Source organism: Streptomyces sp. NPDC002680 (assembly GCF_042889145.1).
GTDB classification, from domain to species: Bacteria; Actinomycetota; Actinomycetes; order Streptomycetales; family Streptomycetaceae; genus Streptomyces; species Streptomyces adonidis.
Genome location: NZ_JBIAQP010000021.1, coordinates 121648 through 148038 on the forward strand (window position 1 = coordinate 121648; position 26391 = coordinate 148038).

General features: G+C 70.6%; 21 protein-coding genes. 16 read left to right on the forward strand and 5 right to left on the reverse strand.

What is annotated here, in order from left to right:
• Positions 1-3 precede the first annotated feature (3 nt).
• Together ACFYXF_RS41690 and ACFYXF_RS41695 are read left to right on the forward strand one after the other, a co-directional pair.
• The gene (locus tag ACFYXF_RS41690; RefSeq protein ID WP_389357639.1) at positions 4-753 is read left to right on the forward strand and encodes a GntR family transcriptional regulator; all 750 of its coding nucleotides are present in this window, start codon (positions 4-6) and stop codon (positions 751-753) included.
• 28 nt (positions 754-781) lie between these two features.
• Positions 782-1957 carry a type ISP restriction/modification enzyme gene (locus ACFYXF_RS41695; RefSeq protein ID WP_389357641.1) on the forward strand — a complete coding sequence of 392 codons (1176 nt, stop codon included), beginning with the start codon at positions 782-784 and terminating at the stop codon, positions 1955-1957.
• A 65-nt stretch (positions 1958-2022) separates the two neighbouring features.
• On the opposite strand, the gene ACFYXF_RS41700 is transcribed toward ACFYXF_RS41695, so the two are convergent.
• Positions 2023-2736 (reverse strand): TetR/AcrR family transcriptional regulator, encoded by a 714-nt coding sequence (locus ACFYXF_RS41700; RefSeq protein WP_389357643.1) that lies wholly within the window; start codon positions 2734-2736, stop codon positions 2023-2025.
• Positions 2737-2800: 64 nt separating this feature from the next.
• On the opposite strand from ACFYXF_RS41700, the gene ACFYXF_RS41705 reads away from it, so the two are divergent.
• The 3 genes from ACFYXF_RS41705 (at position 2801) to ACFYXF_RS41715 (ending at position 5985) form a co-directional block, all read left to right on the forward strand.
• Positions 2801-3745, forward strand: a complete 945-nt coding sequence (locus tag ACFYXF_RS41705; protein WP_389357645.1) for an ATP-binding cassette domain-containing protein — start codon at positions 2801-2803, stop codon at positions 3743-3745.
• A 23-nt stretch (positions 3746-3768) separates the two neighbouring features.
• Positions 3769-4554 carry an ABC transporter permease gene (locus tag ACFYXF_RS41710; protein WP_389357844.1) on the forward strand — a complete coding sequence of 262 codons (786 nt, stop codon included), beginning with the start codon at positions 3769-3771 and terminating at the stop codon, positions 4552-4554.
• A 228-nt stretch (positions 4555-4782) separates the two neighbouring features.
• Positions 4783-5985, forward strand: a complete 1203-nt coding sequence (locus ACFYXF_RS41715; RefSeq protein ID WP_389357647.1) for a CaiB/BaiF CoA transferase family protein — start codon at positions 4783-4785, stop codon at positions 5983-5985.
• Between the two features lie 69 nt (positions 5986-6054).
• Here ACFYXF_RS41715 and ACFYXF_RS41720 read toward each other — a convergent pair whose 3' ends face one another.
• The 3 genes from ACFYXF_RS41720 to ACFYXF_RS41730 form a co-directional block, all read right to left on the reverse strand.
• Positions 6055-6324 (reverse strand): hypothetical protein, encoded by a 270-nt coding sequence (locus ACFYXF_RS41720; RefSeq protein ID WP_389357649.1) that lies wholly within the window; start codon positions 6322-6324, stop codon positions 6055-6057.
• A gap of 115 nt (positions 6325-6439) precedes the next feature.
• On the reverse strand, positions 6440-7300 hold the full coding sequence (locus ACFYXF_RS41725; protein ID WP_389357651.1) for an anti-sigma factor domain-containing protein: 861 nt from the start codon (positions 7298-7300) through the stop codon (positions 6440-6442).
• Complete coding sequence (locus tag ACFYXF_RS41730; RefSeq protein ID WP_369032863.1) at positions 7297-7839, reverse strand: sigma-70 family RNA polymerase sigma factor; 543 nt, start codon at positions 7837-7839, stop codon at positions 7297-7299. The genes ACFYXF_RS41725 and ACFYXF_RS41730 overlap by 4 nt, the downstream gene beginning before the upstream one ends.
• 281 nt (positions 7840-8120) lie before the next feature.
• On the opposite strand from ACFYXF_RS41730, the gene ACFYXF_RS41735 reads away from it, so the two are divergent.
• The 4 genes from ACFYXF_RS41735 to ACFYXF_RS41750 all read left to right on the forward strand — a co-directional run bounded on the left by ACFYXF_RS41735 (position 8121) and on the right by ACFYXF_RS41750 (position 15407).
• The gene (locus tag ACFYXF_RS41735; protein ID WP_389357654.1) at positions 8121-9659 is read left to right on the forward strand and encodes a DUF4331 domain-containing protein; all 1539 of its coding nucleotides are present in this window, start codon (positions 8121-8123) and stop codon (positions 9657-9659) included.
• Positions 9660-9785: 126 nt separating this feature from the next.
• Positions 9786-11885 (forward strand): tetratricopeptide repeat protein, encoded by a 2100-nt coding sequence (locus tag ACFYXF_RS41740; protein WP_389357656.1) that lies wholly within the window; start codon positions 9786-9788, stop codon positions 11883-11885.
• Positions 11885-13639, forward strand: a complete 1755-nt coding sequence (locus ACFYXF_RS41745) for a sulfite exporter TauE/SafE family protein (RefSeq protein WP_389357658.1) — start codon at positions 11885-11887, stop codon at positions 13637-13639. Before ACFYXF_RS41740 ends, ACFYXF_RS41745 begins: the two co-directional genes overlap by 1 nt.
• Positions 13640-13745: 106 nt before the next feature.
• Positions 13746-15407 carry a serine/threonine-protein kinase gene (locus tag ACFYXF_RS41750; RefSeq protein ID WP_389357660.1) on the forward strand — a complete coding sequence of 554 codons (1662 nt, stop codon included), beginning with the start codon at positions 13746-13748 and terminating at the stop codon, positions 15405-15407.
• A 19-nt stretch (positions 15408-15426) separates the two neighbouring features.
• Here ACFYXF_RS41750 and ACFYXF_RS41755 read toward each other — a convergent pair whose 3' ends face one another.
• Complete coding sequence (locus tag ACFYXF_RS41755) at positions 15427-16233, reverse strand: SGNH/GDSL hydrolase family protein (protein ID WP_389357662.1); 807 nt, start codon at positions 16231-16233, stop codon at positions 15427-15429.
• A gap of 311 nt (positions 16234-16544) precedes the next feature.
• Between ACFYXF_RS41755 and ACFYXF_RS41760 the strand changes: the two genes are divergently transcribed.
• The 7 genes from ACFYXF_RS41760 (at position 16545) to ACFYXF_RS41790 (ending at position 26387) form a co-directional block, all read left to right on the forward strand.
• Positions 16545-17756 carry a S8 family peptidase gene (locus ACFYXF_RS41760; protein WP_389357664.1) on the forward strand — a complete coding sequence of 404 codons (1212 nt, stop codon included), beginning with the start codon at positions 16545-16547 and terminating at the stop codon, positions 17754-17756.
• Positions 17757-17975: 219 nt separating this feature from the next.
• A complete protein-coding gene (locus tag ACFYXF_RS41765) occupies positions 17976-18413 on the forward strand; it encodes a hypothetical protein (RefSeq protein WP_389357666.1) in 438 nt (145 codons plus the stop codon).
• A gap of 37 nt (positions 18414-18450) precedes the next feature.
• The gene (locus ACFYXF_RS41770; protein ID WP_389357846.1) at positions 18451-19554 is read left to right on the forward strand and encodes a GNAT family N-acetyltransferase; all 1104 of its coding nucleotides are present in this window, start codon (positions 18451-18453) and stop codon (positions 19552-19554) included.
• A 414-nt stretch (positions 19555-19968) separates the two neighbouring features.
• Positions 19969-20808, forward strand: a complete 840-nt coding sequence (locus tag ACFYXF_RS41775) for a glycosyltransferase family 2 protein (RefSeq protein WP_389357668.1) — start codon at positions 19969-19971, stop codon at positions 20806-20808.
• Complete coding sequence (locus tag ACFYXF_RS41780) at positions 20805-21803, forward strand: glycosyltransferase (protein WP_389357670.1); 999 nt, start codon at positions 20805-20807, stop codon at positions 21801-21803. The genes ACFYXF_RS41775 and ACFYXF_RS41780 overlap by 4 nt, the downstream gene beginning before the upstream one ends.
• Positions 21800-22597, forward strand: coding sequence for a polysaccharide deacetylase family protein (locus tag ACFYXF_RS41785; protein WP_389357672.1), 798 nt, complete (start codon positions 21800-21802; stop codon positions 22595-22597). Before ACFYXF_RS41780 ends, ACFYXF_RS41785 begins: the two co-directional genes overlap by 4 nt.
• The gene (locus tag ACFYXF_RS41790; protein ID WP_389357674.1) at positions 22590-26387 is read left to right on the forward strand and encodes a lipopolysaccharide biosynthesis protein; all 3798 of its coding nucleotides are present in this window, start codon (positions 22590-22592) and stop codon (positions 26385-26387) included. Before ACFYXF_RS41785 ends, ACFYXF_RS41790 begins: the two co-directional genes overlap by 8 nt.
• Positions 26388-26391: the final 4 nt, after the last annotated feature.

Sequence of the window (26391 nt, forward strand, 5' to 3'; positions counted from 1 at the left end):
TCCGTGACCTCCTTCGCGCCGGACTCGATCGTCCTGAACCGCAAACTGCCGCTCTGGTACCAGGTTTCGCAGTCCCTGCGCGCCTCGATCCTCGGCCGCTCGGCGCGGGACCCGCTACGGCTGCCCACCGAGGAGCAGTTGGCGGGCCACTACGGCGTGAGCGTGCTGACCATGCGCCAAGCCCTGAAGGAGCTGGAGGACGAGGGGCTGATCAGCCGGCACCGCAGGCGTGGCACGTTCATCGAGCCGGACGCCCAACGAGGTGCTCCCGTACGGCTGTTGGGCTCGGTCGACGCGATCGTGGCCCAGCAGTCCGGCATGACGACGCAACTCCTCGACCACGGCAGCGCGCCCGTGCCCGCCGAACTCGCCGAGTACTTCCCGGACTTGGTGGAGGTGGCCACGTACCACCGGCTGCGCGGCGACGAGGAGACCGGCGAACCGACCAACCACGCCCGCAACTACGTCCGTCCGGAACTCGCCGAGCGCATCGACCGCGACGATCTGCTCCGCTGGCCGATGACCAAGGTGCTGCGGGACGCGGTGGGCGCGGACATCGCCCGCATCACGGACACGGTCCAGGCCCGCCTCGCGGACCCGGAGACTGCCCGTCTGCTCCGGGTCCCCCTTCTGAGCCCGATCCTGCACTACACGGGCGTCGCGTACGACGGGGGCGGCCGGGTCCTGGACGTGGCCGTCATCCACTACCGGGGCGACCGCTTCTCCTTCACGGTGACCCTGGATGCGACCTAGGGCAGGGGACGGCGGGGGTCGTCGTACGATGCCCAGCGTGCCGTACGACGACGATGCTCCGCTGCTCGCGGACCTCATGCCGTGGTCCGTCGCACCGCCACGGCTGGGCCGGGGGTGGCCGACGGCCCCCGACACCGCATCCCTGAAAGCACGCTGGGACGCCCTGCTGAAGGCCGAAGGCCCGGACCGCGAGACCCTGTTCGAACCGACGCGCTCACGCACCCCGCACTCGGCGGTCGCCCAACTGCCGGGCCGGCAGAGCGGCACGGAGAAGCTCGCACGAGCCATCGGCCCCTGCGCGGAGCCCGTACGGATCCTCCGGGCCCCCTTCGACGAACAGTGGCTGATCCCGGACCACCGGCTGATCGACGCGGCCCGCCCGGAGTTGTGGCGGGTGGCGGACGAACGCCAGGTGTTCGTGGTCGAGGCGCCGCCCCCTCCCCCGGCCTCCGACGGCCCACTGCTCCTGGCCTCACCCCTGCTGTCACTGATCCGCCCGGGCCGGATCCGCCCGCTGTACCGACGCCCCGGCGGCACCGAACCCAACCTGGCCCCGGGCCTGTCGGCCCACCTCACCGACCGCCTCGGCCACCGCCCCGACCCGCTCGACGTCCTCGCCTGGATCCTGGTCGCCGTACGCCCGGGACTCTCCGTCCCGCTCACCGCCGACCCCGAACTCTGGTCCCGGGGCGTCGAGTTGGGCCACCGGATGCTCTGGCTGATGCGCCGGGACGGCGACCGCCCCAAACTCCCCGGCGGCCGACGCCCGTACGTACGCGCCCCGTTGCCCTCCCGCCCGGTCACCGTCCACTACGACCGGGACGAGGAGACACTCCAGGTCGACGACGGCCGCATCTCCCCGGTACCGCCGGAGGCGTGGGACTTCGAGGTGGGCGGGGTGCGGGTCCTGGAGGAGTGGTTCGCGGCACGGATCGGGGATGCGGTCGATCCGGGAACGCTGGAGGCGATCCGCCCGACAACCTGGCCACAGACCTGGACCTCCGAGCTGCTGGAACTGATCACGGTACTGGCACTACTGGCGGAACTGCGCCCACAGCAGGCGGAGTTGACGGTGACAGACCCGATCACGGCCACTGAGCTGCGAGCGGCGGGTGTCCTCCCGGTACCAGACACGGCACGCAGACCGGCATCGGTTCTGGATCACCAAGAGGAGGGCCCAGAAGGCCAGTTCACGCTCATCTGACCAACTCAGGGGCGCGGGGAACTGCGCGACAAGCCACGACGGACCCGCACCCGGCAACGAACGGCTCACCCCCGCGGCGAAAACCCGTCCAGCACCCGCAAAACCATCCGCTCGAACACCGCCTCCAGATCAATCGGCCCCGAGTCCTCCATGAACGCCGCAGCCAACCTCGGATACCCCCCGCCGCCCACCTGCCCCCCGAGATAAGCACCCCGCACCGCGTTCTCCTGCTCCTCCGACCAAGGCAACGACCGCACCCGCTCAGCCGTCGCCAACTCATTGCCGACATACGTCGTCACCATGCCGTTGAGCATCGCGATCAACTCGAACTTCGTGCCGTACGCCCCCTCGAACGGGTCGAGACAGGTCAGACAGTGTTCGAGATAGCGCAGGGCATTGGGACTGAAGCCGTACACCGGTGACATCAGGCGCGGCAGCCACGGATGCCGAACCATCAAAGCGCGCGTCTGATGGGCCACCCGCACCATGTCCGCACGCCAGTCCCCCGACGGCTCCCACAACTCGTGCTCGCCACTGATCGCGTCAACCATCAGCTCGTACAGGTCCTCCTTGCGGGGGACGTAGTTGTAGAGCGACATCGTGCCGCAGCCCAGCTCGGCCGCGACGCGCCGCATCGAGGCCGCGTCGAGCCCCTCCGCGTCCGCGATCCGCACCGCGGCGGCCGCGATGTCGGCGCGGCTGTACGCGGCCTTGGGGCCACGGCCCGCACGTTCGGGACGCGCCCAGATCACTTCGGGTACGGCGGCTCGGCCGGCCATTGATCATCACCTCGACCACCCATCGTAGTTACGTACGGCGTACGTAGTGCGCTATGGTCACTCCATGACTACTACGTACGCTGTACTTAGTGAAGGGCTGGAGAAGTCCTTCGGGAAGGTCCACGCCGTACGCGGGCTGGACCTGGCCGTGGCCCAGGGCTCCGTGTGCGGGCTGCTGGGGCCGAACGGCGCGGGCAAGACCACGGTCGTACGACTGCTCACCACACTGCTGCGGCCCGACGCGGGCTCGGCGCGGATCGCGGGGCACGACCTCGTCCGGGACGCGGCCGCCGTACGGCGCCGGATCGGCGTCACCGGGCAGTACGCGTCGGTCGACGGGGACCTCACCGGCCGCGAGAACCTGCGGATGTTCGCCCGGCTGCACCGGGTCAGGGGGCCGGCGGCGCGCGCGGACGAGCTGCTCGACCGCTTCGGGCTGGCGGAGGCCGCCGACCGGCCCGCGTCCACCTACTCGGGCGGGATGCGCCGCCGCCTCGACCTCGCGGCGGGCCTGGTCGAGCGGCCCGAGGTACTGTTCCTGGACGAGCCGACGACGGGGCTCGATCCGGCTGCCCGGAACCAGATCTGGGCGGCGGTACGGGGTCTGCGGGACGAGGGAACAACCGTCCTCCTCACCACTCAGTACCTGGAGGAGGCCGACCAACTCGCCGACGATATCGCCCTCCTGGAGCACGGCCGGGTCGCGCGGTCCGGAACGCCCGCCCAACTCAAGGCGCTCATCGGGTCGTACGCCGAGGTCGTGGTCGCCGATGCGGACGCGCTGCTCGGGGCGGCCGGGGTTCTCGACCAACTCACCGGTTCGGAACCGGTGTTGGACCGGAACCGGCTCACCGTCGGCGCAGTCACCACCGATCCGACGGTCACGCTTCCGCGTCTGGTGCGTGAACTGGACGCGGCGGGCGTGGCGTTGCTCGACGCGAGCCTGCGTCCGCCGACCCTCGACGATGTCTTTCTCCGGCTGACGGAGCGCAAGGAGGTGGCGGCGTGAGCACGTCGACGTCCGCGACCTCCATGGCCTCTGCCCTGGCGTACGACGGCACGGCGATGCTGGGCCGGCATCTGCGCCGGCTGCGGCACAACCCCGGGCTGCTGATCCTCACCCAGTCCATGCCGATCACGATGCTGCTGTTCTTCGGGTACGTGCTGGGCAGTGCCCTCGCGATGCCCGGGGAGGAGTACCGGGCCTTCCTGGTACCGGGGCTGTTGGTCGCGACCGCCGCCAACGGCATCATGACCGGGATGTTCCAGGCTGCCCAGGACACCCACCGGGGTGTGACCGACCGGCTCCGTACGCTGCCCATCAGCCGGGCCGCCGTGCCCCTGGGGCAGGCCCTCGCGGACCTCGTCGTCACCGCTGCGGGGACCGTGCCGGTGCTGGTGGTCGGGCTCGCGGTGGGGTGGCGGGTGGAGGGGTCTGCCCTGCGGGCGGCGGGGGCGGTGGGGCTGTTGCTGCTCTTCCGGTTCGCGACGACGTGGATCGGGATCTATCTGGGGCTGCTGTCGCGGAGCGAGGAGGCGGCGGGGCAGTTGGGGGGTGCGACGTTCATCCTGCCGCTGCTGTCGAACGCGTACATCCCGACGGACGGTCTGCCGGGATGGCTGCGGACGCTGGCCGAATGGAACCCGATCAGTGCGGTGACGACGGCGCTGCGGACCCTGTTCGGCAACGCACCGACCCCGGCGGACGGCGCGTGGCCGGTCACGCACCCCGTCGCGGGGTCGCTGGCGTGGTGCGTGATCCTGATCGCGGTGTTCTTGCCGCTGGCGGTGCGACGGTACGCGGAGGGCGAGGGGTAGGGAGTTTCTCCGCCCCCGCCGCCCCTACCCGTCCCATCCCTGGGGGCTGCGCCCCCGGACCCCCTTTGTCCTCAAACGCCGGACGGGCTAAAAGATCAAACCCCGGCCGGCACCCCCAGCCCGTCCGGCGTTTGAGGACGAGGCCGTTCAGGCCGACAGCGGGGGTCTGGGGGCGGCAGCCCCCAGGGATGGGACGGGTAGGGGCGGCGGGGGCGAGGAAATACCGGCATGATCCCCCGCATGGAACCCCTCCCCCTCACCGGCCTCACAGTCGTCGCCCTCGAACAAGCCGTCGCCGCCCCCTTCGCCACCCGCCAACTCGCCGACCTCGGCGCCCGCGTCATCAAGATCGAGCGCGTCGACGGCGGCGACTTCGCGCGCGGATACGACACCACCGCCCACGGCCTCGCCTCGCACTTCGTGTGGTGCAACCGGGGCAAGGAGTCCCTCGCCCTCGATGTGAAGGATCCGCGTGGGCTTGACGTCGTACGGCGGCTCCTCGTCGGCGCCGACGTCTTCGTGCAGAACCTCGCCCACGGCGCCGCCGCCCGGCTCGGCCTCGACGCGGCCACCCTCTGCGCCGCCCACCCCCGCCTCGTCGCCGTGGACATCTCGGGATACGGGGCGTCAGGACCGTACGCCGGCAAGCGGGCGTACGACATGCTCGTGCAGTGCGAGGCGGGGCTGGTGTCGGTGACCGGGACGCCGGAGCAGCCGGTGAAGGCGGGGATCCCGGCGGCGGACATCGCGGCCGGGATGTACGCGTTCTCGGGGGTGCTGGCGGCTCTTGTGCGGCGGGGCACCACCGGGCGGGGCGGGCCGGTCGAGGTGTCGATGCTCGACGCGCTCGCCGAGTGGATGGGGCACCCCCTCCACCACGCCATGCACGACGGCACGCCCCCCGCCCGCACCGGCCTCGCGCACGCCGTCATCGCCCCGTACGACGCCTACGCCACGGGAGACGGTGGGCGGGTGCTGCTGTCCGTACAGAATGATCGTGAGTGGCGGCGGCTGGCCGAACAGGTCATCGGGCGGCCGGAGTTGGGAGCCGATCCGGAGTTCGCCACGAACGCGGCGCGGGTTCGGAACCGGGAGTGGACCGACGCCCACGTTGCCACGGCACTGGGCTCGCTGGGGGTCGATGACGCCGTCGCGCGGCTGGAGGGTGCCGGGATCGCCTGCGCGCGGCTGAGGGACGTACAGGAAGTGGCGGAGCATCCGCAGTTCGCGGCCCGGGACCGGTGGCGGGAAGTGGGTTCGCCGGTGGGGCCGTTGCGCGCGCTGCTGCCCCCGATCACCCTGCCGGGCGGGGACGAGGCGCGGATGGGTGATGTGCCCGCGCTCGGGGAGCACACCGAGGCGCTGCTGCGTGCCGTGGGGATGACGGGCGAGGAGATCGCAGCACTGCGCCGGGACGGTGTGGCCGCCTGAGCGCGGGCCTGGAACAACCGGACGGTGAACGGTGCTACCGGACCGGCGTGGGGACGCCGGGCGGTCCGCTCAGCGCCCGCCGAACAGGGTGCGGCTCAGGCGGCGCAGCGGGGCGAAGAGCGAGAGACGGCTCACGCGGGTGCCCAGGTCGCTGCGCTGCTTCACGGTGTCCCGTGAGGTGAGTTCACGCATCAGCGAGGTCGCCTCCGCCGTCTCGCGCTGTGGGACGGCGGGTCCCGACAGCACCGAGAGATGGCGGTCGAGGCGCGCCTTGGTGGCGCTGCTCCCGCACGTGATCGCAGGGACGCGTGCCCTGCTGTGCATCGTTATCTGTTCCATGTCACTCCCCACCCGTACGAGTCCACCCGGCCCGGGCAGGTTAACCCTATCGCTCCCTCGGGGCATGCGTGTATCGCGGTCACAGGATTCACCTTCCCCACAAGGGTGTTGACGATTACTCTCCGAATCCAACCGATTCCAGGGCGAGTTGGACAACTGGTGCGCTGGTGGGCTGCTCTGAGCCCCCGTCGGGTTCGACGGTCACAGCGAGTGATGTGGCCGTCTTGTCGAGACCGGTCGCGACCAAGGGCGTGTCGCCCTTGAAGAGTCCCAGGGAGCGCGGTTGCACATCAGGGCGCATGAGCCACAGTTGGCGCACGCGGTCGCTCGGCAGCTCCCCGTACCCACTGAGGGTCACCACCGCGCGCCCCTCGGAAGCGGAGGCGATGGCGGTGATTCCCTGCCCCTTGGCGTCCCGTCCGGAGGTCGCCCGGGCGTCGGGAGCGGCCAGAACGTCGGCAATCTCACGTGCCTGGGCCTGCGCGGTGTCCAACTTGTCCTGGGTCTGCGTGTTCTGGACGGCGAACAGCGCGGCGACGACGAGAGCGGCCGCCGCCGTGAGGGTGGCGAACGGGGCGAACATGGGGCGCATGCGGGGCGCACGGCGCGCGGGCGGCGGTTCGGTGCCCCACACATGCGCCGGCAGCTGATGGCTCTTGCGGCGGGGCGCTTCGGCCGCGCGTCCGGTGGCGTACGACGGGGACTGGCCCGGCGAGTGGCCCGGGGACTCCTGCGGAGTCGCGCGTACGGCGGACAGGACCCGGTCGCGCATGGCGAAAGGGGGCTGCGCGGCCGTGGACCAGGCCAGCCGGACCGCGTCCTCGGACAGCAGGCGCACCTCTGCGGTGCAGGCGTCGCAGCGGTCGAGGTGCTTCTCGAAGCGGCGGCGCTCGTCGCCCTCCAGGGCGTCGAGGGCGTAGGGGGCGGCGAGGGAATGGAGATCCTCGCGGCGGAACAGTCTGCCGAGCACGCTCATGCGACACCTCCCAGGCATTCGCGCAGCCGGGTCAGTCCGTCGCGCATCCTTGTCTTCACCGTGCCCAGTGGGAGCGAGAGCCGCTCCGCCACTTCACGGTACGTGTAGCCCTCGTAGTAGGCGAGGGTGACGGACTGGCGTTGCAGGGTGGTCAGCCGGTCCAGGCAGCGGCGCACCCATTCGCGCTCCATGCCGGCCTCGACCTCCTCGGCCACGTGGTCGAAGGCGGGACGGTGGGATCGCTGGGCCTCTCGCTGCTCGCGCTCACCGGCCGCGCGGGCGCTGCGCACCCGGTCGACGGCCCGACGGTGGGCGAGCGTGAGTATCCAGGACAGGGCGCTGCCCTTCCGGGGGTCGAACCGGGGGGCGGAGCGCCAGAGTTCGAGCAGAACCTCCTGGGACACCTCCTCCGACTGTGCCGGGTCCCGCACCACGCGCCTGACCAAACCGAACACCGGTCCGGACACGATCCCGTACAGCTCTTCGAAAGCCTTCTGGTCGCCCCCGGCCACGAGTACCAGAAGCTCGTCCGCTCCCACCCGCGTCCCCTCTCTATGGCCGCACACGGCCCCTCCCCGCTCCATCACGCTTGTCACCGTCACCTTAGGCATTCGTAGCGAACGCGCCTCCGGATGGGTACGGATCAACTGGCCCCGAAGTGCGGGTCGGTGGCCATCGAACATCCACCGAGCGTCTTCCGAACGCCTTCCAAACCCCCTCGGGAAGTTCTTCAAGAAAGTTTTCAGGTTCGACCAATCCGCATCCGGGAGGGCTCCGAATCCCCGTCGTCAGGCAAGTTGGCACGGTGAGGACGGACGGCATGACGACAACCATCTCCAAGGGTGGCGCGCGACGCAGGAGTATCGCGACCCTCATTTGTGGTGCGCTGGCCGCCGGTGGGCTCGCAGCCGCCGGCGTCACCGCGCTCATACCCGCGACGGCTTCGGCCTCCAGCCACCGCGAGGCACCGCTCATCTCGGGGACACCGCAGTACGACAACACGGACGTGTACGCGTTCGTGAGCCCGGACAAGCCCGACACGACGACGATCGTCGCGAACTGGATCCCGTTCGAGGAGCCCGCCGGCGGACCGAACTTCTACCAGTTCGCCGAGGACGCCCAGTACGACATCCACATCGACAACAACGGCGACGCGCAGGGCGAGATCCTGTTCCGCTACACCTTCAAGACGCACGTCAAGAACAAGAAGACGTTCCTGTACAACACCGGCGCGGTGGAGAGCCTTGACGACAAGGACCTCAACATCACGCAGACGTACGACATCGAGATGATCAAGCTCAAGAACCAGTACGTCGAGTCGAAGACGAAGATCGCCGACGACGTGCCGGTCGCCCCGTCCAACGTGGGCAAGGCGTCGATGCCGGACTACAAGAAGCTGCGCGACCAGGCCATCCACAAGCTGACGAACGGTTCGACGACGTTCGCCGGCCAGGCCGACGACCCGTTCTTCCTGGACCTGCGCGTCTTCGACCTGCTGTACGGCGGGAACCTCTCCGAGGTCGGCAACGACACGCTCAAGGGCTACAACGTCAACTCCATCGCGCTTCAGGTGCCGACGCACATGATCGTGGAGTCGTCGAAGCAGCCGATCGTCGGCATCTGGTCGACGACCCAGCGCGAGAACGCCAAGGGCCAGTACAAGCAGGTCTCGCGGCTCGGTATGCCGCTGGTGAACGAGGTCGTCAACCCGATCAAGGACAAGGACAAGTTCAACGCGTCCTCGCCGTGGGACGACGCCCAGTTCCTGAAGAACGTGACCAACCCCGAGCTGCCGAAGCTCATCGAGGCGATCTACAAGATCCCGGCTCCCAAGGAGCCGCGCAACGACCTGGTGGACGTGTTCCTCAAGGGTGTCGAGGGTCTCAACCAGCCGCCGCACGTGACTCCGGCCGAGGAACTGCGTCTCAACACCTCGATCGCCCCGGCGAAGAGCCCCAAGCGGCTCGGTGTCCTCGACGGTGACAACGCGGGCTTCCCGAACGGCCGCCGTCTGACGGACGACGTGATCGACGCCTCGCTCCAGGTCGTCGAGGGTGAACTCCTCGGCGCGAAGAACGACTTGGGCGACGCGGTCGACAAGAACGACAAGAAGTTCGAGAGCTACTTCCCGTACGTCGCTCTGCCGACCGAGGGTTCGCGTGGTCCGCTGGCCAAGGGCACGAGCGGCTCGAACGACGTCCGCAGCCAGCTCGGCGACGCGCTGCAGCCGGCGGGTACCTCCGGTGGCACCGACACCATGCTGATCGCCGGTTCGGCGGCGGCGGGTGCGGCCGGGTTCCTGCTGATCACGGCCGGCGTGGTCTGGTGGCGCCGGAACATGGGCAACCGGGCGTACTGACCGCTCGGCTCCCACCCCCAACTGGCGCGGCCCGCTCGTATCCATCCCCCACGGCGCGGGCCGCGCCGCACGGCACCGAAGCGGTTGATCCGCCGATCAACCGCCTGAACGACCTGAGGAGAGGGCATGCCCCCGCGTACGAACGACAACGCACCGGCCCCCGGCGGCCCGGGCGGAACGGACGCAGCCGAACCGGGCAGCGCCCCGTCGGCCGACGCTCCCGCGGGGGCCACCGAGCAGGACTCCCACGACCTCTCCGCAATTCTGTCCGTGTCCGGCGCCGGTCAGAAGGCCTCGTCGGCCGACACCGCGCCGGAGACCGCCCCTGGCGAAACGGCCGCGGCCGGGACGGACGCAGAACGTCCGCGCACGCTGCGTGCCGTGCCGGACCCCGAGCAGAACAGCTCCGAGCAGAACTCCGAGGACCTCTCCGCTTCCGGCACCAGCCAGGAAGCCCCGGCGGCCGAAGTCGCGCCGGAGACCGGCCTTAGCGGAACGGCCGCGGCCGGGACGGACGCAGAACGCCCGCCCGCGCTGCGCGCCTTGCCGGACCCCGAGCAGAACAGCCCCGAGCAGGACTCCGAAGACCTCTCCGCTTCCGGCACCAGCCAGAAAGCCCCGGCGGCCGACACCGCGCCGGAAGCCGAAGACGCGTACAGCGCCGGTGAAGCGCCCGCTGCCACCGGCTCCGAAGCCTCGCACGAGGGAGTGGGCGCCGGGGCGGCCGGGAACGAGCCGGGCGTCTCCGCCGACCAGGCGTCCCCCGCTTCGTCTCCCCTCGCCCCAGGTACCGAGGCCACCGCCTCCGACTCCACCGGCGACACCGAGACCGCCCCCGCCCCCTCCGACGAGCGTGTCGCCGCCGTTCGGCGGGTCGGGGAGGCGTCTCGGCGGTGGCGGGCGCTGCAACTCGGGGCCTGTGCCGCCGCGTTGGCGGTGGCGTTCACCGCTGGGGCCGTGGTGCTGGGGGCCGTTCGGGACGGGGGCGCGACCGCCTCCGTCTCTTCGGCGCCGGCCGCGATGTCGCCCGCGCTGCTCGCCAGTGGGGATCTCGACGCGAGCATCGCCTCGCTGCAGGCCCATCTCCGGTCGCAGCCCAAGGACTTCGGGAGCTGGGCCACTCTCGGGCTCGCCTATGTCGAGCAGGCCCGGACCAAGGGTGACCCCTCCCGCTATCCGCAGGCTCAGCAGGCCCTGGCGCGGTCCCTGGAGCTGCGGCCCGACAACGACTCCGCCCTCGCCGGGCGCGCCGCCCTCGCCGCCGCCCGCCATGACTTTCCCGGTGCGCTGAAGTACGCGGACCAGGCTCTCAAGCAGAACCCCTACAGCGAGCGCGCCCTGTCCACCCGTATCGACGCCCTGGTCGAACTCGGGCGCTACGACGAGGCGTCGAAGGCCGCCGACGAGGCCGACGACAAGCGGCCCGGGGTGCCTGTCTTCACGCGGTACGCGTACGTGCGTGAGCTGCGCGGCGATGTCGGCACCGCGCGAAGCGTGCTGGAGCGGGCGCTCGGCTCCGCCACCTCTCGCGGGGACGTCGCCTACGTGGCCACCGCGCTCGGGCAACTCGCCTGGAACCAGGGCGAGTACAAGTCCGCCCTGGAGTACTACGCCCGTGCCCTCGCCGCCGACGACAACTATCTGCCCGCCCTCGAAGGCCGGTCCCGCGCGCAGTTCGCGGACGGCGACCTGGCCGGTGCCGTCAAGGGCATGGAGGAACTCGTCGCCCGCTACCCGCTGCCCGGCCCGCTCGTCGAACTCGGTGAGCTGTACGAAGTCCGGGGCGGCGACGGCGACTTGGCGAAGGCCCGCGACCAGTACGCACTCGTCAACGCCTGGACGGCCATCGCCCGCGCCAACGGCGTCAACGCCGACCTGGACACGGCGCTCGCCGCCGCCGACCACGGCGACAGGAAGTCGGCGCTGCGCGCAGCCCGCGCCGAGTGGGACCGCCGCGAGACCGTGCACACGGCCGACGCCCTCGCCTGGGCTCTGCACGTCAACGGCCAGGACGAGGAAGCGCTCCCGTACGCCCGCCGCGCCACCGCGACCGGCTACCGCAACGCCTCGTTCCTCTACCACCGCGGCATGATCGAGCAGGCCACGGGCAACGCGAAGGATGCCCGCGCCTCGCTCTCCGCCGCCCTCGAACTCAACCCCGGTTTCTCCCCGTTGGGCGCCCAGAAGGCCCGTACGGCTCTCAAGTCCCTGGAGGCGGCGAAGTGATGCCCCGTCGTTTGGCCGCTTCCGGCGCCGCCGTGTTCGCGGCCGCCTGCGCGCTCGTGGTCGTTCCCGCCGGAGCGGCGAGCGCGCATCCCCTCGGCAACTTCACCGTCAACCGGTACGACGGTCTCGTCGTCGCCCCGGGACAGCTCCGCGTCGCCCATGTCGAGGACCTCGCGGAGATCCCGGCGACCCAGGCCAAGCCCGACATCGAGAAGCTGGGCCTGACCGACTGGGCTGGGCAGCGGTGTGTGACCGCCGCGCAGGGCAGCAAGGTGACCGTCGCCGGTCAGGCCGTCACGCTCTCCGTCGGCGGCGCCAAGGCGAGCGTGCGGCCCGGTCAAGCAGGCCTCAACACCCTGCGCGTCGAGTGCGACCTCACGGCGTCCCTGCCCGAGGTCGCCGAAGGGGACACCGTCTCCCTCGGTTTCCACAGCGCGGGCACCGAGTCCGGGCCCGGCTGGCGGGAGATCACCGCGCGGGGCGACCGGATGACGCTCGCCGAGTCCGACGTACCGGAGAAGTCGCTCTCCGGTGAACTGACCAGCTATCCGCAGGAGTTGCTCTCCTCCCCCGCCGACACCGCGACGGCCGCCCTTCAGGTGGGTCCGGGCGGCCCGGCGCTCTCCGAGAGCGGCGAGCAGGACGCCCCGGCCTCCTCCGTGCTGCCGCGCGGCGCGGACCGCTGGACCCGTGCGCTGGACAACCTCGTTGCCCGGCACGACCTCACGATCGGCTTCGCCGCGCTGGCCCTGGTCATCGCGGTCTTCCTCGGCGCGATGCACGCACTCGCCCCGGGCCATGGCAAGACCCTCATGGCGGCCACGGCAGCCGCCCGGGGCGGCAGGGCACGCCTGCGCGACGTCATGCCGCTGGCCGCCTCGGTGACGGTCACCCACACCCTCGGCGTGGTCGGCCTGGGCCTGCTGGTGACGGCCGGTTCGGCGGCGGCGCCCTCGGTGATCGCCTGGCTGGGCGTGGCGAGCGGCGTCCTGGTGACGGGCGCGGGCCTGACCCTCCTGCGCCGGGCCTGGCGCCACCGCGCCCACGAACGCGCGCACCAGCAGCAGCACCAGCCCCATCCGCACCCTCATCCCCACCCGCACGACCACTCCCACGACCACGATCACGATCACGACCATTCGCACGACCACGACCACGAACACCCCCACAGCCACACCCACACCGCCGACAAGGCACCGGAGCGCGAACTGGTCCTCGCGCACGCGGCGCACGCCCACACGGACACCGCACACGCCCACGCCGCCACTCCCGCACACACGCACGACCACGACCATCACCACGATCACGAGCACGACCACACGCACGACGACCAAAAGCACCAGCACAAGCACTCCACCACCACCCTCGAACACACCCACGGCGGCTTCACCCACACGCACGCCGTCGCGCCGACCGTGCGCGGCACGATCCTGCTCGGGTTCGCCGGTGGGCTGGTGCCGAGTCCGTCCGCCGTGGTCGTCCTGGTGGGCGCCGCCGCGCTCGGGAAGGCCTGGTTCGGGTTCCTGCTCGTGCTGGCGTACGGCGTCGGGCTCGCGCTCACCCTCACGGGCGCCGGGTTCCTCGTCGTGAAGCTGGGCAGCGGGGCGAACCGGCTCCTCGACCGGCGTCCGGGGCTGGCCGGTGGCCCGGTGGTCGCGCTGCTGCGGCGTACCGCGCCGCTGGGATCCGCGCTCCTCATCGTGGCGCTGGGGGCCGGATTGGTGCTCAAGGGGGCGGCAGCCGCGATCGGCTGAGCTACTTTTGGGAAGAAATCAGGCGGTGTGCGGAAAACCGGCGTGCGGTATAGACGTGCGGTGAGACCGAATCCAGTGAACGCGCGGCTGCGATGGGGGGACGTCCGTGTCCGTAGAGCCGGGCAGTGAACGTGTGATCGCGGGACGCTACCGACTGCTCTCGCCGCTCGGCGAGGGCGGAATGGGCACGGTGTGGCGGGCCCGCGACGAGGTGCTGCACCGCGAGGTCGCCGTCAAGGAGGTGCGCGCGCCCGCCGGACTGCTGACCTCCGACGTCGAACGGATGTACGCCCGACTGGAGCGCGAGGCCTGGGCCGCCGCCCGTGTCTCCAACCGCAACGTCGTGACGGTGTACGACGTTGCGACCGACGACGGCCGGCCCTGGATCGTCATGGAGCTGATCCGGGGAGTCTCGCTCGCCGATCAGCTGGACGCCGAGGGACCGCTGTCCCCGCAGCGGGCCGCGCACATCGGCGCCGAGGTACTGGCCGCACTGCGGGCCGCGCACGAGGCAGGGGTGCTGCACCGGGACGTGAAGCCGGGCAACGTCCTGCTGTCCAACGACGGCCGGGTCGTGCTCACCGACTTCGGGATCGCGACCGTCGAGGGCAGTTCGGCGCTCACCATGACCGGCGAGGTCATCGGTTCACCCGAATTCCTCGCACCCGAGCGGGCGTTGGGGCGCACGCCCGGCCCCGAGTCCGACCTGTGGTCGCTGGGCGTGCTGCTGTACGCGGCGGTCGAGGGCAACTCGCCCTTCCGGCAGAACACCCCGCTCAGCACCCTGCGCGCCATCGTGGACGAGGAGTTGCCGCCGCCGCTGCGGGCGGGGCCGCTGACCCCCGTCATCGAGGGGCTGCTGCGCAAGGATCCGGCCGAACGGCTGGGCGCCGAGCAGGCCGAGCACGATCTGCGGATCATCGGGGCTGGGGGTACCCCCTCTGGGGGAGGCACGCTGCGTGCGGATGCCGGTCCGACGGCTCCGTACACGCCGACGATCGCGGGCCTCCCGCAGCAGCCGCCAGCTCAGCCTCCCACTCCTCCGCAGCCGACTCCCGTCCCCACGGCGGCGGGCCAGTTCGGCCCCCCTCCCCCGGACACGCGCCCCACCACCCGTACGGCCGAACCGGACCGAAACCGCCGCGCGGCCGTCGTCCTGGTCGCGGGCCTCGTCGCCGTAGCGCTGGCGGTGGCCGGGCTGACGTACGCGCTGCTGAACGGCAACGGCGACGGCGGGGACAACAACGGTTCCGGGGCCGGGAGCAGCACGCAGCAGAGCAACGCCGGTACGGGCGGGGCGAGTTCGCCGAAGAACAGTCCCAGTGACTCCGGCGGCGAGGAGACGAGCGAGTCTCCGAGCGGCGACGACGGCGGTACGACCTCGAAGCCGGCGCAGACCGTCGAGGTCAATGTGGTCGGGTCGGACACGGAGTACTCGGGGACCTGTCCGCCGCCCCAGTCCGAGGCGCCCGGCTTCACGGCGACCTTCACCGTGGGGAGCGTGCCCGCGAAGCTCTCCTACCGCTGGGTGACGGAGACGGGCGAGGCGCCGGAGCAGGGCTGGCGGACGCTGTCGTTCCCGTCGGGGGGCGGGAAGACCAAGCAGAACAAGGTCTTCGTGACGACGTACGACGAGAGCGGGACGATCGAGAACGCGATCGGGGTGGAGGTCCGCGACCCGGTGAGCGTGAAGTCCAACACGGTGCCGTTCACGGTCACTTGCGAGACGGAGACCCCGACGGACGGGGCCTCCACTCCCACCGGTTGAGCCGGTCGGACTCGGCCGGTCAGGCGGCGCTGGTGAACACCGGCAGATAGCCGCCCGACTGGCCGGCGGCCGTCGGGTGGTACGACTCGCCGATGTTGAGCAGGTTGAGGCTGTGCAGCCATGAGCTGCCGGAGCAGATCTCGTGACCGGTGAAGGCCGTCTTGACGTCACCGTAGGTGAAGCCGTGGTCGGCGGCCCGCTTGGCGAGGGCGCTGTTCAGGTAGTCGGAGGCACTGTTGATCGCGGACCGCTTGGTCTCGGAGAGGCCGAGGCAGGTCTGGCCGAGCTTGTAGAAGCGGGGGTAGCCCAGGACGACGACGTGGGCGGCGGGCGCCCGGGAGCTGATGGCGTTGTACACGGTGTCGAGCTGACCGGGGAGGGTCGAGTCGACGTACGCCTTCGCGGTGTTGATGCGGGCGACGCAGGAGCTGTCGGACTGGAGCACACAGGTCGTCATGACGTCGGCGAAGCCCGCGTCGTTGCCGCCGACGCTGATCGAGACGAGGCCGGTGGAGGAGCTGAGCGGGGTCAGCTGACTCGCCAGAACATCACCCGTTCGGGCGCCCGAGCAGGCCGTGAAGTTGAAGCTGGAGGGGGCGTGGGCGGCGGCCCAGAGGTACGGGTACGCCTTTGTGCTGCGCTTGCAGTCGCCGCTGGAGCTGATGTAGCTGCCGGCGCCGACGCCCGAGGAGTAGGAGTCTCCGAGGGCCACATAGCCGGTGGCTGCGGCGAGTTGGGATGCCTGCGCCGACGTTGCCCCGGTAAGGGCGAGGCCGGCGGCGAGGAGGAGCGAGGTCACGTATGCCGTAATTCGGGAACGTCTCATGGAACCTCCCTTTAGCAGGATCTCTGCCACAACGTTCGTACCAACTACGCGTGTTGATTGGAAGTGTCCATGCCAATACTTTCTCCCTCTTAGCGGAGCGGATCACCCCCGTTCACGTTTCGTTGGATTGCGTGCTCATGACATGCATGTGACAAGGCGTCAGACCTCTTGAGCAACTCCCGTTCATGACCGAGTCTTTACTTCGGCCCGGACGGAACGCGACGCTCCGGGCTGTGCCCGCACTCGCGGGCACCCCCCACAGACGCGCCCCCACCCAGGCGTGTGCTGCCTAAGAGGAGGACTCCCTCGTAATGGCACAACTGCGTAGCAAGAAGCTCAGGACCGCCGCGACCACCGTCGTGGCAGCCGCCGCTCTCGTCGGCGGATTCACCGCGCTCCCCGCCCAGGCCGCCCCGGCACCCGCCGAGGGCAAGGTGCTGGCCGCCGGCTCCCCCACAGCCGTCAAGGACAGCTACATCGTCACGCTCAAGAAGACGACCGGCCTCAAGGCCGCGTCGAGCGCAGGCAAGAGTCTGATCAGCGAATACGGCGGCACGGTGAAGAAGACCTTCAGCACCGCGCTGAACGGCTACTCCGCGACCCTGTCCGCCACCGAGGCCCGCAGACTCGCCGCCGACCCGTCGGTGGCCTCCGTCGAGCAGAACCAGACGGTGCACGTCGACGCCACGCAGACCAGCGCCCCCTGGGGCCTGGACCGCATCGACCAGGCGGCCCTGCCGCTGTCCGGCACCTACACCTACCCGGACACGGCCGGCGCGGGTGTGACGGCGTACGTCATCGACACCGGCGTCCGCATCACGCACACGCAGATCAGTGGCCGCGCGTCCTACGGCTATGACGCCGTGGACGGCGACACCACCGCGCAGGACGGCAACGGCCACGGCACGCACGTGGCCACCACCATCGCGGGCTCGACCTACGGTGTCGCCAAGGCGGCGAAGATCGTGGCCGTGCGCGTGCTCAACAACAGCGGTTCCGGCACCACCGCCGGTGTCGTCGCGGGCATCGACTGGGTGACCGCGAACCACAGCGGCCCCTCCGTCGCCAACATGTCGCTCGGCGGCGGCGCGTCCACCGCCCTGGACACGGCTGTCGCCAACTCCATAGCCAGCGGCGTCACCTACGCGGTCGCGGCGGGCAACAGCAGCGCCAACGCCTCCTCGTACTCCCCCGCCCGGGTCGCCGCCGCGATCACGGTCGGCGCCACCACCAGCACGGACGCCAAGGCGAGCTACTCGAACTACGGCTCGACCCTGGACATCTTCGCCCCCGGCTCCTCCATCGTCGCGGGCTACAACACCAGCGACACGGCCACCGCCACGCTCTCGGGTACGTCGATGGCCACACCGCACGTCGCGGGCGCGGTCGCCGTCTACCTCGCGGGCCACACCTCGGCCACCCCGGCCCAGGTCGCCACGGCGCTGACGGGCGGCGCCACCACCGGCGTGGTCACCAGCGCCGGCACCGGCTCGCCGAACCGCCTGCTGAAGCTCGTCTCGTAACACCCGCCCCACAGCGGTGATCCGCCCGATCTGAACGACAGTTCCCCGGAGGCAGCCGGCGCCTCCGGGGAACTCGTCCGTTCACCCATACGTTCCCCTCCGGGGAACATCGCGCATGCCTTCGGGCAAGGTGGCGTACTGGTTGCGCATCTTGACTCGCCCGTCGCGCTGCGCGACATTGAAGCCCGGCATCCGGCGCGTCGGGGGGCAAAGTCGCCAATGCAGACCATACGTATCAAGCCACCTTCATCCGGCAGCGGACCGGGGGACGGTGAGCCGCCACCGCGGGGGCTCGGGAAGGACCTGTTCCCGCTGCTCGCGGGCGTGGCCGCGGCCGTCGCGGCCGTCGGCGCGGGCCTCGCGCTGACCGACACCGCCTCACCGCTGCGCGGTCCGTTCACGCTGTTCTTCCTTCTCGCCGCACCGGCGGTCGCCGTGGGCGCCGCGCTGCGCGGACTGGAGCCGTTCGGCCGGATCGTGACGTCGGTCGCGGCGGCGGTCGCGCTCGATCTCCTGGTCGCCCAGGGCATGCTGGCGACGCATCAATGGTCCATCCGCGGCGGGGTCGTGGCCGTGACCGTGATCAGCTCGCTCATCCTCCTGCTGGTTCTGGTACGGCGCCGGCGCGGCCGTACGGCGAGAAGACGGACCTCCTGACGTGGCTGGTGACGTGGCTCGAAACCTGACCTCCGACGTGACCCTCACCGTGTACCGGCCCGGCGAACTGACCGCAGCGGACCGGGCCGCCTGGACGGCGCTGCAGGCCAAGGCCCATCTGCACGGCTCGCCCGAACTGGCGAACCCGTTCCTGTCCCCGGAGTTCACGCTCGCGGTCGGCCGCTGCAGACGCGGCGTACGTATCGCGGTGCTCCGTGAGGGCGGGGAGCCGGCCGCGTTCTTCCCGTTCCAGAGATCCGCCGCGGGCGTCGGCCGGGCGATCGGGCTCGGTGTCTCCGACTGCCAGGGGCTGGTGCACCGCCCCGGATTCACCTGGGACTCACGGGAGTTGCTGCGGGCCTGCGGGCTCTCGGTGTGGGAGTTCGACCACCTGGTGGGGGGCCAGGAGCCGTTCGAGGCGGAGGCCTCCGGCACCTTTCCGTCCCCGGTGATGGACGTCGACCAGGGGTACGAGGCCTATCTGGCCGGACTCCGGGCGCGCTCACCCAAGTTCACCCGCACGACGCTCGCCAAGGAGCGCAAGCTGGGCCGGGACGCCGGCGAGGTGCGCTACGTCCACGACGAGCGTGATCCCGAGGCGCTGCTCAGGCTGATGGAGTGGAAGTCCGCCCAGTACCGCAGGACCGGCCGCAGCGACCGGTTCGCGCACCCCTGGATCACCCGGCTGGTGCAACAGCTCTTCCACACCCGTTCCGACCCGTTCGCGGGCATCCTGTCGGTGCTCTACGCCGACGGGAAGCCGGTCGCGGCCCACTTCGGGCTGCGTACGGAACGTGTGCTGGCCTGCTGGTTCCCGGCGTACGACCCGGCGTTCTCGAAGTACTCGCCGGGCCTTGTCCTGCATCTGCGGATGGCCGAGGCGGCCGCCGCCGACGGGATCGCGTACCTGGATCTGGGCCGGGGGCAGAAGGAGTACAAGGATTCCCTGAAGACCCGTGAACTCATGGTGTCCGAGGGGTGGGTGACACGGCGTCACCCGGTGGCGGTCGGACACCGGGCGCGGCGCGCCCCGGTCCGGGCGCTGCGCAATGTGGTGCTGTCCCGGCCGGAGCTGTTCGAGCCGGCCGACAAGGCGCTGAAACGGATGGGACAGCTCCGTTCACGAAATCGATCAAAGTAGCTGTCAAACGATCAAAGTAGTTGTGTAACGGGCAAACCAATAAAAACGTGAGGCTCGTTCCAGGTCTTGCCATAAGGACGCAATAGTCAATACCGTCATACATCTCACCCGCATCGGTACGTCGTCCTGTGACTCAGGGGAGGGCTCAGGGTCCACGACGACCGTCGGAGCGGGACGCGGTAGGGGGGTGCCGCGCTCGGTGAACGTACGTCTCGCCGAGCCGTGCCGCGAGACCGGACACCTGTTCAGGCGTTCGGCCAGCTTTGCCAGCTCACCCGGCATGCACGAAGCCAGTAAGCAACCGATACGGAGAAACCATTCGTCATGCCGTGAGTGAGAACCCCCCTTTCGAACCGGACACATAACCGGGCCGCCCAGGGGCGGGCGGTCCACCGGACGAGAGGGACCAGACTCATGAGTTCCGTTCTGCGACCGGCGATTTCGGGCGAGGAGCCCGCGGTCGCCAACCAGCAACCGATCAAGGCCGACGTGTACCGGCCCATCTCCTCCCATCTGGCGATCACGCCACCGGTGAGTGTGGTGATCCCCGCCATGAACGAGGCGGAGAACCTGCCGTACGTCTTCAAGACGCTGCCCGACTGGATCCACGAGGTGGTCCTGGTCGACGGCAACTCCACCGACGACACCGTCGCGGTCGCCCGTGGGCTGTGGCCGGACGTCAAGGTCGTCGAGCAGCAGGGCAAGGGCAAGGGGGACGCCCTGATCACCGGGTTCGAGGCCTGCACCGGCGACATCATCGTGATGGTCGACGCGGACGGGTCGGCGGACGGCAACGAGATCGTGTCGTACGTCTCCGCGCTCGTCTCGGGCGCCGACTTCGCGAAGGGCTCGCGCTTCGCCAACGGCGGTGGCACCGACGACATGACGCCGATCCGCAAGCTCGGCAACTGGGCGCTGTGCACGGTCGTCAACAAGAAGTTCGGCGCCCGCTACACCGATCTCTGCTACGGCTACAACGCGTTCTGGCGGCACTGCCTCGACAAGATCGACCTCGACTGCACCGGCTTCGAGATCGAGACCCTGATCAACATCAGAGTCGTCAAGGCTGGGCTCAAGGTGCAGGAGATCCCGAGCCACGAGTACCTCCGGATCCACGGCGCGAGCAATCTGCGGGCCGTGCGCGACGGGCTGCGCGTACTGCGGGTGATCCTGAAGGAGCGCTCCAACCGGCGTGACCTGCGCAGCCGTTCGCACTCCCGCATCCTCAGCGCGAGCCGGGGAGAGGTGTCTTGAACGAGCCGGACGTCTCGGTGGTCGTCTGCGTCTACACCGAGGACCGCTGGGAGGACATCCTCGCGGCGGTCGCCTCGGTGCGGGCGCAGTCACGGCCTGCCCTGGAGACACTCCTGGTCGTCGACCACAACCAGGCTCTCCTGGAGCGGCTGGCCAAGGAGTACAAGGAGACCCACGAGGTACGGGTGCTGGCCAACGCGGGCCCGCGCGGCCTGTCGGCCGGCCGCAACACCGGCATCGCCGCCTCGCACGGGGAGATCATCGCCTTCCTCGACGACGACGCCGTGGCCGAACGCGACTGGCTGCGCCACTTCGCCGACGGCTACACGGACCCCCGGGTGATGGCCGTCGGCGGCCGTACGATGCCGATCTGGGCGTCGGGCCGCCGGCCGGCCTGGTTCCCCGAGGAGTTCGACTGGGTGGTGGGCTGCACCTACAAGGGGCTGCCCGAGGGCCGCGTCCAGGTCCGCAACGTGCTCGGCGGGAACGCCTCCTTCCGGCGTACGGCCTTCGACGCGGCCGGCGGTTTCGCCACCGGCATCGGACGGGACGGCGACAAGCGTCCGCTGGGCTGCGAGGAGACGGAGCTGTGCATCCGCCTCACCAGGGCCAGACCGGACGCGGTCCTGCTCATCGACGACCGCGCGGTGATCCACCACCGGGTGCCGCAGGTCCGCGAGCACTTCGGATACTTCCGCACCCGCACCTACGCCGAGGGCCTGTCGAAGGCGCTGGTCGCCCGAAGTGTCGGCGCGGACAAGGGACTCGAGTCCGAACGCCGGTACACCACCCGGGTCCTGCCCGCCGGGGTCGCACGCGGTCTGCGCGACGCCCTGCTGGCCCGTCCGGGCGGCGCGGGCCGGGCGGGCGCGATCGTCGCCGGGGTGCTGACGGCGGCGGGCGGCTACGTCCTCGGGAGCGTCCGGGCGCGCCGGGGCGGGGCCACGTTCACGGTGGTGGAGATCGAGCGGAGCGGCGAAGGGGGTACGGCATGAGCACGCCCGTACCGATCCTCATGTACCACTCGGTCGCCACCGAGCCGAACGACGCGACCAGGACCCTGTCGGTGACGCCCGAGGCGTTCGCCGAGCAGCTGGCGCTCCTGGCCGACCAGGGCTTCACTCCCGTCAACACGGCGGAACTGGCGGCGAGTTGGCGCTCCGGCCGCCCGCTCCCGTCCCGCCCGCTGCTGATCACCTTCGACGACGGCTACGAGGGTGTCCACCGGCACGCGCTGCCGGTGCTCGCCAAGTACGGTTTCCCGGCCACCCTGTTCGTGTCGACGGGCTGGCTCAGGGGCCCGTACGACACCGGGGGCGGCCTCGACACCATGCTCGACTGGGACCAGGTGCGCGAACTCGCGGGCGGCGGCGTCGAGATCGGCGGCCACAGCCATACGCATCCGGAGCTGGACCAGCTCGACGACGACACGCTGCGCTTCGAGCTGACCCGCTGCCGCGAGGTCGTCGCCGGTGAACTGGCCGCCGTACCCGTGTCGTTCGCCTACCCGTACGGCTACTCCAGCCGCCGGGTGCGGACGGCGGTGCGGGCGGCCGGGTTCATGCAGGCGCTCGCCGTGGGCAACGGTCTCGCGCGCCGGGAGCAGGGGCCGTACGCCCTGCGGCGCGTCACCGTGCGCCGCTCCACCGGTATCGAGGAGTTCGCGCGGCTGGCCGAAGGCCGGTCCACCGCCCGCGACTTCGTCCGGGACCGTGCCCTCACCAAGGGGTACGCCATGGTCCGCAGAGCACGTCAGGTCCGCCGGAAGGCCATCGGTTCCCGTGTCTGACACGACGACCACACCCACGACCGAGGCCGAGGCTCCCTCGGCCGATCCAACCGGACAGCGGCCGGGGCGGCGGCTGCGGCTGCCCGGCCTGGGCAAGGGCAAGGGCGGCGGCAGCCAGCTGTTCCGCAACGCCTACGCGCTGATGCTCAACACGGGCATCTCCGCCGTGCTCGGGCTCGGCTTCTGGCTGGCCGCCGCCCGCTACTACTCCGAGTCGGCGGTGGGCCAGAGTTCCGCCGCGATCGCCGCCATGAAGCTCCTCGCGGGTCTCACGGCGGTGACGCTGACGGGCGCCCTGGCCCGCTTCATCCCGGTCGCGGGCCGCGCCACGGGACGGCTCATCTTCCGTACGTACGCGGGCAGTTCGGTGATCGTGGCGCTGGCCGCCGGGGTCTTCCTGCTGACGCTGAACATGTGGGGGCCTTCGTACCGGTTCCTGCACGGTCCTGTGCCCGCCCTCGGGTTCGTCGGCGCCGTCGTCCTGTGGAACCTGCTCACGCTCCAGGACGGGGTGCTGACCGGGCTGCGCAGCGCGCTGTGGGTGCCGGTCGGCAACACGGTGTTCTCGGCGGTCAAGCTGGGGCTGCTGGTGGCCTTCGCGGTGGCGATCCCGACCAGCGGCGTGTTCGTGTCGTGGGTCGCCGCGATCGCCATGTCGGTGCTGCCCCTCGGCTGGCTGGTGTTCCGGCGCCTGGTTCCCCGCCACATCAAGGCGACCGAGGAGCACGCGAAACCGCCGACACCGAAGGAGATCGGCCGGTTCCTGGCGGGCGACTACACGGGTTCGCTGTTCTCGTTGGCCGTGGTCTACCTGGTGCCGGTGATCGTCGCCTCGCAGGTCAGCTCCGCCGACAACGCGTACTTCTACATCACCACGACCATCGGCGGCACGGTCAACCTGCTCGCCATCAACATGGGCGCCTCCCTCACGGTCGAGGGCTCGCACGATCCGGCCCGGCTGGCCGCCAACACCCGGGCCGCGCTCAAACGCATGGCGCGGATCATGCTGCCGGTCGCCGGGGTGCTGTTCTTCGGCGCGCCCTGGATCCTGGGCGTCTTCGGCTCGGGCTACGCGGACGCGGCGACCCCGCTGCTGCGCTGGTTCGCGGTCGGCGCGGTGCTGCGGGTCGTCATGGAGACGTACTTCGCCGTCCTGCGCGCCCAGAGCCGGACGGCCGGACTCGCCTGGATGCAGGGCCTGTTGTGCGCCCTGGTGCTCGGTCTGACGCTGCTGCTGCTCCCCCGGATGGGGCTGACGGGAGCGGGCGTCGCGGAGATCTCGTCCCTCGCGGTGATCGTCGCGATCGCCGCGCCCAGGCTGTACCGGACGGTCAGGGCGGCACCGGCCGACGCGATCCCCGAGGACTCGGCACCGGACGGGGACCTCGCCGACCTGACCGCGGGCTCGCGGGGGCGCGGTCAGGGCTGGGCACGTTCGCTGGACTCGGACACGCTCGCGCTCGGCGTCCACCTCGACTTCGACCACCAGGAACGCCGCCCGGACGTCCGCCCGGGTCCGGGGACCCCGCCCACGGGGACACCGGCGCCGCGCGTGGACCGTCGGCCGACCTGGGCGTTGAAACAGCCCGAGGCGGTGGGGCTGCCGGTGGAGGAACGCGAGCCGACAGAGGGCTCGTTGCGGCAGCCGGCCGTCCCGGCGGGCGCGGACGCCGAACTCGTACGAGCCGCCCAGGCGTCCCTCGTACGGGAGTTGCGCACCGCGCACACCTCGCCCGACCTGCCGGAGCCACCTCCCCCGACCCTGCGTGAGCGTCTGCTGCCCACCCGTGGCGGAGTGGTCCTCGGCTGTCTGCTGATCGCCGCGCTGCTCCTCTACTGGGTGCCCGCGTCCCGCCTCGGCGAGGCCGACCTGGACCGGATGGGCGGGCTCGGCCTGATCTCCATCCTGCCGCTGCCGACGCTGATCGGGGCCGGGCTGCTGGTCCTGGTGTTCGCGTCGCTGCTGTGGGGCAACCGGGAGCACCGGGCGCTGCTGGCTCTCACCCTGCTCGCGACGGTCGTGTCGCTGCACGCGCTGCCCGCCGTGATCGAGGCCGAACCACGGTTCGCGACGGCCTGGCAGCATCTCGGGTTCCTCGACTACATCGACCGGACCGGGACCGCCGTACCGGACCTGGACGCACGCTGGAGCTGGCCGGGCTTCTTCGCGGGGGCCGCGTTCGTGGCGAAGGCCTGTGGGGTCAACGACCTCACGGAGGTCATCCGCTGGTGGCCGCTGGCCATGCAACTCCTGTACCTGGCACCGCTGTTCCTGCTGACCCGTTCACTGCGGGCGAGCTGGCGGGCCAAGTGGACAGGGGTGTGGATCTTCGTCCTGAGCGGCTGGGTCGGCCAGGACTACTTCTCCCCGCAGGGGTTCACGTACCTCCTCTATCTGGTCTTCGCGGCGATCCTGCTGGTGTGGTTCCGGGCGCCGCGAGTCCTCTGGGGGAAGATGCGACCGGGCGAGGCGGAGGTAGAACCGACGAACCGCCGCCAACAGGCCGTACTGCTGGCCGTGTTGATCGCCCTGTTCGCGGCGACGGTCCCGGCCCACCAGCTGACGCCGTTCGTGATGCTGGGCGTGCTGGCGGTCCTGGTCGTCATCGGCAAGTCCGAACTGCGGGGCCTGCCCATCCTGTTCGGTGTCATCGTCGCGGTGTGGGTCGGTTTCATGGCCGAGCCGTACTGGTCGGGGCACTTCGACGAGCTGTTCGGCGGGATGGGCGGAGTGGGCGGCAATGTGTCGTCGAGCGTCTCCGGCCGTATCGAGGGCGGCAGTTCGAGCCACAAGCTCGTCCTCTACACCCGCGTGCTGCTGGCCGGCGGGGTCATGTCCCTGGCCTGCTACGGCTGGTGGCGCCGCCGCGACCACAAGTACCGCGAACGCTCCCTGCTCGTCCTGACCTTCGTCCCGTTCCTGGGCTTCGGCATGCAGTCGTACGGCGGCGAAATGGCCCTGCGCGTCTTCATGTTCGCCCTGCCGGGCGCGGCGCTGCTGGCCGCGCTGGCGCTCTTCCCCCGCACGGGGGTGACGGCGAAGGAACGGGACAGGGACCGCATCAGCCTCGCTCCCCTGGCGGCCCTGATGGCGGGCCTGATCCTCATGGGCGGCTTCCTGGTGGCCCGTTGGGGCAACGAGTCCTTCGAACGGACCCGCCCCGGCGAGGTCGCCGCGATGAACTACGTCTACGCGCACGACGATCCGACGGTCCGGTTGCTGTGGCTGAGCAACGACCTGGTCGACAACGTCACCCCGGCCCTGCCGTGGGGCGCCAAGGACATGGAGAAGGTGCAGTACGTTCCGACGCTGGCCCCGGCCGACCCGGTGCTGGTGTCGGGGCTGGTGAAGGCGCTCAAGGACGCGGGCCCCAACTCGTATCTGATGGTCAACCGCAGCCAGGTGATCTATCTCCAGCTGGACGTGGGCTACTCGGCGGCCTGGGAGGGCCGACTGCTCCAGAACCTGGACGGCCGGGACGAGCTGAAGAAGGTGTTCGTCAACTCCGACGTGACGATGTACACGCTGCGGCAACAGCCGGAGGGCAAGGTCGCGAAACCTGATCCCGGCCCGATCGGCCCCCAGGTGACCTGGACCCCATGGTCGGTGGTGGGCGGCCTGGCAGCCATCGCCCTGATCCTCCTCCTCACGGCCAGAGAGGTCGTCCGGGTGGCACTACGCCCGAGCGTCCGCCAACTCCGCTGGCTACAGAGCAGCTTCTGGTTCTCACTGCCACTGCTGGCGGTGCTGTTGGCGTCGCTGGTGCAGCGTTTCTTGACGATGAAGTGAGGCA

Coding starts and splice junctions, on each gene's coding strand:
- ACFYXF_RS41740 (WP_389357656.1), top strand. CDS start 9,786: ATGCCCCCGCGTACGAACGACAACGCACCGGCCCCCGGCGGCCCGGGC.
- ACFYXF_RS41695 (WP_389357641.1), top strand. CDS start 782: ATGCCCAGCGTGCCGTACGACGACGATGCTCCGCTGCTCGCGGACCTC.
- ACFYXF_RS41715 (WP_389357647.1), top strand. CDS start 4,783: ATGATCCCCCGCATGGAACCCCTCCCCCTCACCGGCCTCACAGTCGTC.
- ACFYXF_RS41775 (WP_389357668.1), top strand. CDS start 19,969: ATGAGTTCCGTTCTGCGACCGGCGATTTCGGGCGAGGAGCCCGCGGTC.
- ACFYXF_RS41765 (WP_389357666.1), top strand. CDS start 17,976: ATGCAGACCATACGTATCAAGCCACCTTCATCCGGCAGCGGACCGGGG.
- ACFYXF_RS41720 (WP_389357649.1), bottom strand. CDS start 6,324: ATGGAACAGATAACGATGCACAGCAGGGCACGCGTCCCTGCGATCACG.
- ACFYXF_RS41700 (WP_389357643.1), bottom strand. CDS start 2,736: ATGGCCGGCCGAGCCGCCGTACCCGAAGTGATCTGGGCGCGTCCCGAA.
- ACFYXF_RS41760 (WP_389357664.1), top strand. CDS start 16,545: ATGGCACAACTGCGTAGCAAGAAGCTCAGGACCGCCGCGACCACCGTC.
- ACFYXF_RS41710 (WP_389357844.1), top strand. CDS start 3,769: ATGGCCTCTGCCCTGGCGTACGACGGCACGGCGATGCTGGGCCGGCAT.
- ACFYXF_RS41755 (WP_389357662.1), bottom strand. CDS start 16,233: ATGAGACGTTCCCGAATTACGGCATACGTGACCTCGCTCCTCCTCGCC.
- ACFYXF_RS41725 (WP_389357651.1), bottom strand. CDS start 7,300: ATGAGCGTGCTCGGCAGACTGTTCCGCCGCGAGGATCTCCATTCCCTC.
- ACFYXF_RS41735 (WP_389357654.1), top strand. CDS start 8,121: ATGACGACAACCATCTCCAAGGGTGGCGCGCGACGCAGGAGTATCGCG.
- ACFYXF_RS41785 (WP_389357672.1), top strand. CDS start 21,800: ATGAGCACGCCCGTACCGATCCTCATGTACCACTCGGTCGCCACCGAG.
- ACFYXF_RS41745 (WP_389357658.1), top strand. CDS start 11,885: ATGCCCCGTCGTTTGGCCGCTTCCGGCGCCGCCGTGTTCGCGGCCGCC.
- ACFYXF_RS41705 (WP_389357645.1), top strand. CDS start 2,801: ATGACTACTACGTACGCTGTACTTAGTGAAGGGCTGGAGAAGTCCTTC.